We start from the raw sequence: 9446 nt of genomic DNA on the forward strand, positions 1-9446 counted from the left end.
CTACGCCCGCAACCGCGACTACCATGACCTTGTGAAAGGTCGGCTGAAGGTGCTGGGGCAGTGGACGGCCCACCGCTTCAAGGCCGACGTGAAGGTCTTCGTCGACACCGCCCCCGTGATGGAGAAGCCGCTGGCGGAGAAGGCGGGGCTCGGCTGGCAGGGCAAGCACACCAACCTCGTGTCGCGCGCCCACGGCTCCTGGCTGTTCCTGGGGGAGGTCTACACCACGCTCGACCTGCCGGCGGACGAGCCTGGGCGGGACCTCTGCGGCTCCTGCCGGCGTTGCCAGGACGCCTGCCCGACGGACGCCTTTCCGGCACCCTACCAGCTGGACGCGCGGCGCTGCATCTCCTACCTGACCATCGAGCACGCCGGCCCGATCCCGGAGGAACTGCGGCCGCTGATGGGCAACCGCATCTACGGTTGCGACGACTGCCTTGCCGTCTGCCCGTGGAACAAGTTCGCCGCGCGCTCCAAGGAAGCCGCCTTCCTGCCGCGCGCCGAACTGACGGCGCCGCGGCTGGCGGATCTGGCGCAGCTCGACGACGCCGGGTTCCGGCAGGTGTTCTCCGGCTCCCCGATCAAGCGCATCGGGCGCGACCGCTTCGTGCGCAACGTTCTGGTGGCGCTGGGCAACTGCGGCGACCCGGCGCGCATCCCGGCGGCGCAGGCGCTGCTGGACGACCCGTCCCCGGTGGTGCGCGACGCCGCCCGCTGGGCGGTGGACCGGCTGCGCGCCGTCGCCGTGGGATGACAGGGGCGGGGTAGGGGCTGCGGCAATCCGGGGAATGGACTTCGCGGCCCGTGGTGCTAGCCTCGGGAATGGCCCCAGAGGGAGGCCCGTGCCATGGCGTTCGTTCACACGGCAGGGCGGGCAACACCGCCGCACCAGCACCATTCACCGCATCGGATGCTGATCGCCATCATCGGCGTTCTGGCGACGCTGGTGGTGCTCGGCCTTCCCGGCGCCACGGCGGTCGACCGCGTGCTGGAGCATCGGCGCGTCGTCTCGATGATGGGTCCCAAGGGCAACTTCCAGACCCTGCCGGAGATGCGCTTCCCGCTGTCCGGCTCGCGCACCTTGGACCTGAAGGTGACGCTGGAACTGCGCCCGAGGGCCAGCCAGCACCCGGTCGAGAGCCGGATCGACCGCATCGAGGACCGGCTCTACGACGGCGTGCGCGACATCGGCGAGAACCGCCTCGTCGGTCCCGGCTCGGCCGAGCGGGTCAAGCAGGCGGTCAAGGACGCCGTTGCCCGCGAGGCCGGCCGCGACCTGCTGAAGGACGTGCTGATCGAGCGGATGGTCCTGCGCTGACCTTTTACAGGATCTCCAGCACGCTTTCGGGCGGGCGGCCGACGCAGGCCTTGTCGCCCTTCACGACGATCGGGCGCTCGATCACGATCGGGTTCGCCACCATGGCGGCGATCAGCGCCTCGTCGTCCAGGTCCTTGCCGATCGCGGCCTCGGCGGCTTCCTTGGCGCGCAGGATCTCGCGCGGGCCCTTGTTCAGCGCCGCCAGGATGCGCTTCAGCTCGTCCGCACTCGGCGGCGTCTTCAGGTACTCCACCACCGTCGGCTGGACGCCCTTCGACTGCAGCAGCTCCAGCGTCTGGCGCGACTTGGTGCAGCGCGGGTTGTGATAGATGGTCACCGGGTCGCTCATGGCCTCGTCTCCCGTTTCGGACGTTTCGCCGAGACATACACCCGCCCCGCGCGCCGCGCCAAGCGGCCATGCAGGCCTTCCGTACCCCGTGACAACGGCGCCGCTTGCCGCTACCTTGCGCGCGCGCCCGTGCCTTTATCAGGGTTATCGCATATACGGTCCGGCACGGGCCCTGCGGAACGAAGGATTGCCGTCGTGACCAAGCTGTCGCTCTCCAAGGAAAAGATCTCGATCCTGCTGCTCGAGGGGATCCACGACAACGCCATTTCCGAGCTGGCGGCGCGCGGCTACGCCACCGTCGAGCGGCTGCCGCACGCGCTGGACGAGGCGCAGCTGCTGGAGCGCATCGGTTCGGTGCACATGATCGGCATCCGCTCGCGCACCAACCTGACCGCCAAGGTGCTGGAGGCGGCGCAGCGGCTGTTCTGCGTCGGCTGCTTCTGCATCGGCACCAACCAGGTGGACCTGAAGGCCGCCCGCAAGCAGGGCATTCCTGTCTTCAACGCGCCGTACTCCAACACCCGCTCGGTGGCGGAGCTGGTGATCGGCGACGTCATCATGCTGATGCGCGGCATCTTCGAGAAGTCGAACCTGGTGCACGGCGGCGGCTGGATGAAGTCGGCCAAGGACAGCTACGAGATCCGCGGCAAGACGCTGGGCATCGTCGGCTACGGCCACATCGGCACCCAGGTGTCGATCCTGGCGGAATCGATGGGCATGAAGGTCGTCTTCTACGACATCGTGCGCAAGCTGGCGCTGGGCAACGCGCAGCCGGTCGATTCGCTGGACGAGCTGCTGGCCATGTCCGACGTGGTGACCCTGCACGTGCCCGACACGCCGCAGACCCGCAACATGATCGGCGCCGAGCAACTGAAGACGATGAAGAAGGGCGCCCACCTCATCAACCTCGCGCGCGGCAAGGTGGTGGACATCGAGGCCCTCGTCGCGGCGCTGGAGAGCAAGCACGTCCTGGGCGCCGCGCTGGACGTCTTCCCGAAGGAGCCGTCGGGCGAGGGCGACGAGTTCGTCAGCCCGCTGCGCGGCATGCCCAACGTGATCCTGACGCCGCACATCGGCGGCTCGACCATGGAGGCGCAGGCCAACATCGGCACCGAGGTGGCGCAGAAGCTGATCGAGTATTCCGACAACGGCTCGACCATCGGCGCGGTGAACTTCCCGCAGGTGGCGCTGCCGGTGCACGACGGGGCGACGCGCTTCCTGCACCTGCACCGCAACGTGCCGGGCGTGCTGCGCAAGATCAACGACGTGTTCTCGGCCCGCAACCTGAACATCGCCGCCCAGTACCTGCAGACCGATCCGGAGCTGGGCTACGTCGTCATCGATGCCGACGGCGACGTGGACGAGGGCGAGGTGCTGAACGACCTGAAGGCGATCGACGGCACGCTGAAGACGCGCTTCCTCTATCCGGGGCGGCGCTGAGGGTCTTGTGCGGCGCGGGGCGCATGCCGACATCCTGGGAATGATGCGCCTCTTCAACGCAAGCCTTGCCATGGCGGCCGCCCTCGGGGCGGCCGTCGTGCTATCCGCGCCCCGTCCTGCCGCCGCCCAGTCGAACGGCTGTCCGGCCTTTGACCGGCCGTCCGTCCAGGTCGACTTCCAGGTGGTGCCGCTGGGGCGCGACGACACGCGCTCGACCGCCCAGCTGGCTGGCCTTCCCGGCCGTGCGCCGGGGCCGGCGGGGGCGTCGGGCGGCAACATCCTGGGCCTTGCGCACGCCAAATACGGGGAGCAGTCGCAGCTCGGCGTGCTGTTCCAGCCGCAAGGCGACGGTTCGGTCTGCGCGGCCCTGTCGGCGGTCAAGGTCACCTTCGGCTTCATCGAGCGCGTCGTCTACGTCGCGCGCGAACTGCCCCGCGGCTCCTGCATCCATGGCGAGGTGCTGGCGCACGAGATGATGCACGTGGCCACCGACGAGGCGCTGCTGAAGGAGTTCGCGCCGGCCATCCGCCGCCGGATCGAGACGGCGGCGGCGCGCCTGGGCTCGGTCCGCGCGCGCAGCCAGCAGCAGGCGGCCCAGGCCTTGCGCCGGCCGCTCGACACGGCGCTGAAGGAGCTTCTCCAGGACTTTTCCCGCGAGCGCGACCGCCGTCAGGCCAAGGTGGACACCATCGCCGAGTACAAGCGCGTCAGCGGCAGCTGCGGCGGCGAACTGTCCAAGTACATCAAGGGCAAGACGAAGCTGTAACCCTTCTCGCGATGGGGCACGGGAATTACCGCCGCTTTCCGCGCCCCGAGGCATGGCCGTCCACGAACTCCGGCGGTTTGCGGGCGACCCAGCGCAGGAAGGCGGAGATTTCCGGATGGGCGCGCAGCCGCTCGACGGTGTGGAAGTGGTCGCGCAACTCCGCCTCGCTCAGCACGGCGTGGATCTTGTCGTGGCAGATCCGGTGCAGGGTCACCGTTTCGCGGCCGCCGTAGGTGCGCGGCAGCAGGTGGTGCTCGTTGACGCTCGGCCCGGGGATCAGCGGCCGGCCGCAAAGCGGGCAGGGCGGCCGTCCCTCGGCCGGCACGGCTACACGCCGGCTTCGGCCAACGGCGCCGCGAGCGCGGCGTGCAGGCGCGCCACCAGATCGTCGGGCCGATAGGGCTTCTGGATGATGGTCAGACCTTCCACCGCCAGCGTCGCCTGCGGCACTTCGGTGTAGCCGGTCACCATCAGCGCCGGCAGGTCCGGCCGCTCGGCGCGGAGCGCGCGCACCAGCTCCAGCCCCGTCATCCCCGGCATGGCGTAGTCGGTGAGCACGAGGTCGACCGGCTCTCCCCCGCGCACGATGGTCAGCGCCTCCGCCCCGCTCGCCGCCTCGACGACGCGGAAGCCGGATTGGTCGAGGAAGGTGGCCGTCGCCATACGCACCAGGCCTTCATCCTCGACCAGCAGCACGCAGGCGGGGCGCGCCGGCTCCGCCGCCGCCGGTAGGGGATCGCGCCCGGTCTCCGCCTCTTCGGGGCCGTCGGCTCGCGGCAGGTAGAGCGTTACCATGGTTCCTTCTCCCAGCCGCGTGTCCAGCCGCACCGCACCGCCCGACTGCGCGGCCAGCCCGTGCACCATGCTGAGCCCCAGCCCGGTGCCGTGCCCGACACCCTTCGTGGTGAAGAACGGCTCGAACGCGCGCGCCGCCACCTCGTCGTGCATGCCGGTTCCGGTGTCGCGCACCGATATGGCCACGTAGTCGCCGGGCGGCAGCGTGTTCGGCCGGTCGTCGTCGCCCAGCGGCGCGTTGGCGCTGCGGATCGTCAGCGTGCCGCCCGACGGCATGGCGTCGCGGGCGTTGATCGCCAGGTTGAGGATGGCCATTTCGAGCTGGTTCGGGTCCACCAGCGCCGGCCACGGCTCGGCGTCCGCCTCCGCCGTGATGTGGATGGTGCCGCCCAGGGTGCGTTCCAGCAGGCCGCCCATGCTGCGCACCAGGGCACCCACGTCCACCGGCCGCGGTTCCAGCCGCTGGCGGCGCGAGAAGGCCAGCAGGTGCTGCGTCAGCGTGGCGCCGCGGTCCACCGCCTTCACCGCCATGCGCAGCGGCTCCAGCACCTCGGGCGCGGTGACGCGGTGCTCGATCAGGTAGAGGCTGGCGCCGATGGCCTGGAGCAGGTTGTTGAAGTCGTGCGCGATGCCGCCGGTCAGGTGGCCGATCGCCTCCATCTTCTGCGCCTGGCGCAGCGTGTCCTCGGCCTGGGTCAGCGCGGCGCGGGCGCGCTCGCGCTCGGTGACGTCGCGGGCCAGATGGAAGGCGCCGATGCGCTTGCCCGCACCGTCGACGATGGTGTCGTAGGCGATCTCGTAGGTGCGCCGGGCATGGCGGATGTCGCCGAAGTCGTGCACCACCGTGAACCGTTCGCCATCCACCGCGCGGCTCCAGATCATCAGCGCCGGCCCGCGCTCGTCCGGCAGGTGGGACAGCGCGTCCGCCAGTCGTTCGCCGATCTGCGGGCGGTGGCCGAAGATCGTCTCGAACTCGCTCTGATAAGCGCTGTTGAACAGGATGAAGCGCAGGTCCAGGTCGAGCGCCGCAACGAGGTCGGTCGAGCTTTCGATGATCGCCGCGAACAGGCGGCGGTCGGCGGCGTGCCGCTCCTCCGCCTCGACCAACTGCATCTCCAGGGCGCGCTTGCGCTCGGTGATATCCTCCAGGATGCCGACGGCGCGGCGCGACTCCGGTCCGCCGTCGCCCAGCACGGCGCCGCGCAACGCCGCCCAGCGGGTCTCGCCGCCCGGATGCTCGACCGGAAATTCCAGGTCGAAGTCGCCGCGCGCGAAGGCGCCGGCCGACGCGCCGGCCGGGTGCAGGGTGGCGAGCAGGCGGTCGCGGTGCCCGGCCGGCACGTTGCGGATCCAATGCGCGACCGGCGCCTCGACGATGCCGGTGCCCAGACCCAGGATCGCGCCCGAGCGGCCCCAGCAGCGCAACTCCCCGGTCCGCCCGTCCAGGCGCCAGATGCCGATGCCGCCGGCCTGCATGGCCATGCGCTGCTGCGTGGCGCCGTCGTCCAGCCGCAGTGCCGCGTCGCGCATCGCCGCCCCGACGGCGTTCACCTCGCGCACCAGCGTGCGCGTGCCGCCCGGCGTCTCGCCGCGGCCCAACGCCTCCGCGGCGGCGGCCAGCTGGGCGACGGGCCCGGACAGCCGGCGGCCGACCGCCAACGTCATCACGACGCTGAGCAGCAGCAGGAGCGCGCCGCCCACCAGGGCCACCTGCATGGACTGGCGCATCGGCGCCTCGATGGTGGCGAGCGGCACGCCCACCGAGACCGTCCACCCCGACACGGCCGAGCGGGCGAAGGCGTAGAACGTCGGAATCCCGTCGCGCGAGGTGTGGCGGTAGCTGCCGCTGTCGCGGCCGCCCGCCAGCGCCCAGGCGTCGGGTGCGGCTGGGGTGCCGACGAAACGCTCGTGCGCCAGGGTGCGCGTGATGAACACGCCCTTGCGATCCAGCACGGCGGCGGTCCAGTCGTCCGGCAGGCCCTGGCGCAGCAGCAGGCCCGCCAGAACCTCCACAGGGATGCTCATGGACAGCACGTTGGCGACGCGCCCATCCCGCCAGACCGGCACGCTGACGGACACCAGCGGCGCCCGTGCGACGGCACCGCTGAACAGGTCGGAAATGCGGGCCTGGCCCGTCTCGGCGACGCGCACGACCTGGGCGGCGCTGGCCGCCGTGGGCAGCGGCTCGCCATAGGGACGGCGGGTGCTGACGATCTGCTGGCCGGCGGTGTCGGTCAACACGATGTGGATGCCGTCGCGCCGGATATCCTTGTGGCGCAGCACCTCGGTCGCCTGACGGTGGAACGCGGCGAAGTCACCGACCTCCAAGTGGTGCGAGGTGGTCAGCACCTGGAGGGCCGAGGACATGGCGGTCAGCTCGCGATCCACGGCGACGACCAGGGTCTGCGCCAGATGCCGGCCGCGCTCCTCGATGGCGGCGCCCTGCGTGTCGGCCATGCGGGCGACCAGCCAGCCGGCGAACGCGAGCACCGGCACCAGCGCCGCAAGCACCAGCAGCACCAGTCCCGAACGCAAGGGGATTCCGCCGGCCGCGGCGGAGCGGTGGGAAGCCGGCGTCGCACCGGTGCGGATCTGGGCGTCGTGCACGCGCAACGTGACAGGCCTTCGGACGAATCGGGCCGGCGCTCCCGGCCAGGGCGGCGGCCAGTCCGATGGTAGCACGCCGCCCGGGAAAAGGCACAACCACTGTGTGCGTTCCAGGGCTGTCCATCAGCTTTCCGGTCTGGAACCAATCGAAAGAAAGCGCTGTTGGCTGGTCGAGGAACGAACCACGACGGGGAGTGTCCCATGGCCGATTCCCGGCAGCCGGCCGGTTCGCCGCTGAACGTGCGCGACGGCACGCTCCGCACCGGCCCCGACCGCAGCACCGTCTATGAACAGGCGCAGGGCGCCGTGCCGCCGACGCAGCGCAGCCCTACGGTTACACCGCCTTCCGCCGGCCTGCGCGGCTGGTCGCTGGGCGGCATGGCGATCCCCGCCATCATCATCGCGGCGCTGATCCTGGTGGCCGGCGCCCTCGCGTTTTAACTCGGCGTTTTAACAGGCTCGTTTTGACAGGAGGTTTCGATGACGACCACCGTCGTTGCCCTCTACGACCGTCTCGACGAGGCTCGCCGCGCCGTGGAGGCGCTCGACGCCGCCGGCGTGCCGCGCGATGCGATCAGCCTCGTCACCGGTGATCAGGCGGCGCAGGCCGCCGGGGTCGGCGCCGCGGTGGGCGGCGCCGGCGGGCTGTTGATGGGGTTGTCGGCGCTGGCGATTCCCGGTATCGGACCGATCCTGGCGGCCGGCTCGGCCGTCACCGCCCTGGCCGGTGCCGGCGCCGGGGCGGTGGCCGGCGGCATGGTCGGCGTGCTGTCGGGCTTCGGCGTGCCGGAATCGGAGATGCAGCGCTACGCCGAAGGCGTGCAGCGTGGTGGCGCCCTGCTGCTGGTGCGCGCCGAGGACGACCGGGCCGACGAGGTGCGCGGTATCCTGTCCCGCCAGGCCCGCGCCGGCGGTACCCGCCGCGCCGCCGAGGAAGCCGCCCGGATCGAGGGCGGCGGGGAGGGCGGCGGGAGTGCCGTCAGGAACGATGCCGAGAGCCGCGGCGCCGACTGGCAGACCGTGGGCTGGGCGCCCTTTGACCAGCGGCCGGGACCCATGGCGGAGCCTGTGCCGGACGGGGCGGCGGCCGGTGCCTCATCGGGCGAGGCGCGGGGGGCGGACTGGGGCACGGCGGCGGACGCGCCGTTCGACCAGCGCCCCGGCCCCATGACCGAAGTGCACCGCGAGACCGCAAGCCGATCCGCCGAGGGACCGGCGCCGGACAGCACGGACTTCGGCCAGCCCGGCTCCTCGCCCGGCACGCGCGGCGGCACCACCGCCTTCGGTGGCGTCGAGCGCGCGACCCCAACGAAGAAGGGCCCCTGACGGGGCCCTTCTTTTTCGATCAGGGGAGCGGCTTGCCGTCCATCAGGTCGACGAAGCGGTGGAACAGGTAGTGGCTGTCCTGCGGGCCGGGCGAGGCCTCGGGGTGGTACTGCACCGAGAACACCGGCTTGCCCTTCAGGCGGATGCCTTCATTGGAGCCGTCGAACAGGCTGACGTGCGTCACCTCGACGTCGGCCGGCAGGCTTTCCGGCACCACGACGAAGCCGTGGTTCTGGCTGGTGATCTCGACGCGGCCGGTGGCGAGATCCTTGACCGGGTGGTTGGCGCCGCGGTGGCCGCGCTCCATCTTCACCGTCCGGCCGCCCAGCGCCAGCGATAGCATCTGGTGGCCAAGGCAGATCCCGAACATCGGCACGCCGGTGTTCAGCAGGTCGCGGATGGCCGGCACGGCGTATTCGCCGGTGGCGGCGGGGTCGCCGGGGCCGTTGGACAGGAACACGCCGTCCGGCTTGTGGCGCATCACCTCCTCGGCGGTGGCGGTGCTCGGCACCACGGTGACCTTGCAGCCGGCGTCGGCGAGGCAGCGCAGGATGTTGCGCTTGGCGCCGAAGTCCATGGCGACGACGTGGAAGCGCGGGTTCTCCTGCCGGCCGTAGCCCTTGCCCAGGGTCCAACCCGCCTCGTCCCAGGCGTAGGTCTGGCGGCAGGACACGTCCTTGGCGAGGTCCATGCCCTCCAGCCCCGGCCAGCCAGCTGCCTTGGCGCGCAGCGCGTCCAGGTCGAACTCGCCCTTCGGATTGTGGGCGACGACGCCGTTGGGCGCGCCCAGGTCGCGGATGCGGCGGGTGAGGCGCCGGGTGTCGATGCCGGCCAGGCCGATCAGG

At 71.3% G+C, this 9446-nt stretch carries 10 protein-coding genes; 6 read left to right on the forward strand and 4 right to left on the reverse strand.

Annotated features, from left to right (window positions below; all coding sequences use genetic code 11):
- Both queG and VED21_RS02010 read left to right on the forward strand, forming a co-directional pair.
- Nucleotides 1-754, forward strand: a 754-nt coding sequence (gene queG, locus VED21_RS02005) for a tRNA epoxyqueuosine(34) reductase QueG (RefSeq protein WP_324880634.1), incomplete at its 5' end; no start/stop codon positions are given.
- A gap of 93 nt (nucleotides 755-847) precedes the next feature.
- Nucleotides 848-1318: a hypothetical protein gene (locus VED21_RS02010; protein ID WP_324880635.1), complete on the forward strand. Its 471-nt coding sequence runs from the start codon at nucleotides 848-850 to the stop codon at nucleotides 1316-1318.
- Between the two features lie 4 nt (nucleotides 1319-1322).
- Here the strand turns inward: VED21_RS02010 and arsC are convergent, their stop codons facing one another.
- The gene (arsC, locus tag VED21_RS02015) at nucleotides 1323-1667 is read right to left on the reverse strand and encodes an arsenate reductase (glutaredoxin) (RefSeq protein WP_324880636.1); all 345 of its coding nucleotides are present in this window, start codon (nucleotides 1665-1667) and stop codon (nucleotides 1323-1325) included.
- Nucleotides 1668-1862: 195 nt separating this feature from the next.
- On the opposite strand from arsC, the gene serA reads away from it, so the two are divergent.
- Both serA and VED21_RS02025 read left to right on the forward strand, forming a co-directional pair.
- Nucleotides 1863-3107 carry a phosphoglycerate dehydrogenase gene (gene serA / locus VED21_RS02020; protein WP_324880637.1) on the forward strand — a complete coding sequence of 415 codons (1245 nt, stop codon included), beginning with the start codon at nucleotides 1863-1865 and terminating at the stop codon, nucleotides 3105-3107.
- Between the two features lie 70 nt (nucleotides 3108-3177).
- Entirely contained in the window at nucleotides 3178-3873 is a 696-nt protein-coding gene (locus tag VED21_RS02025) for a hypothetical protein (RefSeq protein WP_324880638.1), read from the forward strand.
- Nucleotides 3874-3898: 25 nt separating this feature from the next.
- On the opposite strand, the gene VED21_RS02030 is transcribed toward VED21_RS02025, so the two are convergent.
- Nucleotides 3899-4198 (reverse strand): HNH endonuclease, encoded by a 300-nt coding sequence (locus VED21_RS02030; protein WP_324880639.1) that lies wholly within the window; start codon nucleotides 4196-4198, stop codon nucleotides 3899-3901.
- 2 nt (nucleotides 4199-4200) lie between these two features.
- A complete protein-coding gene (locus VED21_RS02035; RefSeq protein WP_324880640.1) occupies nucleotides 4201-7203 on the reverse strand; it encodes a response regulator in 3003 nt (1000 codons plus the stop codon).
- 273 nt (nucleotides 7204-7476) lie between these two features.
- Between VED21_RS02035 and VED21_RS02040 the strand changes: the two genes are divergently transcribed.
- Both VED21_RS02040 and VED21_RS02045 read left to right on the forward strand, forming a co-directional pair.
- Nucleotides 7477-7716, forward strand: coding sequence for a hypothetical protein (locus VED21_RS02040; protein ID WP_324880641.1), 240 nt, complete (start codon nucleotides 7477-7479; stop codon nucleotides 7714-7716).
- A gap of 39 nt (nucleotides 7717-7755) precedes the next feature.
- On the forward strand, nucleotides 7756-8601 hold the full coding sequence (locus tag VED21_RS02045; RefSeq protein WP_324880642.1) for a hypothetical protein: 846 nt from the start codon (nucleotides 7756-7758) through the stop codon (nucleotides 8599-8601).
- Nucleotides 8602-8620: 19 nt separating this feature from the next.
- On the opposite strand, the gene carA is transcribed toward VED21_RS02045, so the two are convergent.
- Nucleotides 8621-9446: glutamine-hydrolyzing carbamoyl-phosphate synthase small subunit (carA, locus tag VED21_RS02050; protein WP_324880643.1), on the reverse strand; the 826-nt coding region annotated here is incomplete at its 5' end.

Source organism: Azospirillum sp., from assembly GCF_035627195.1.
Taxonomy (GTDB): domain Bacteria; phylum Pseudomonadota; class Alphaproteobacteria; order Azospirillales; family Azospirillaceae; genus Azospirillum.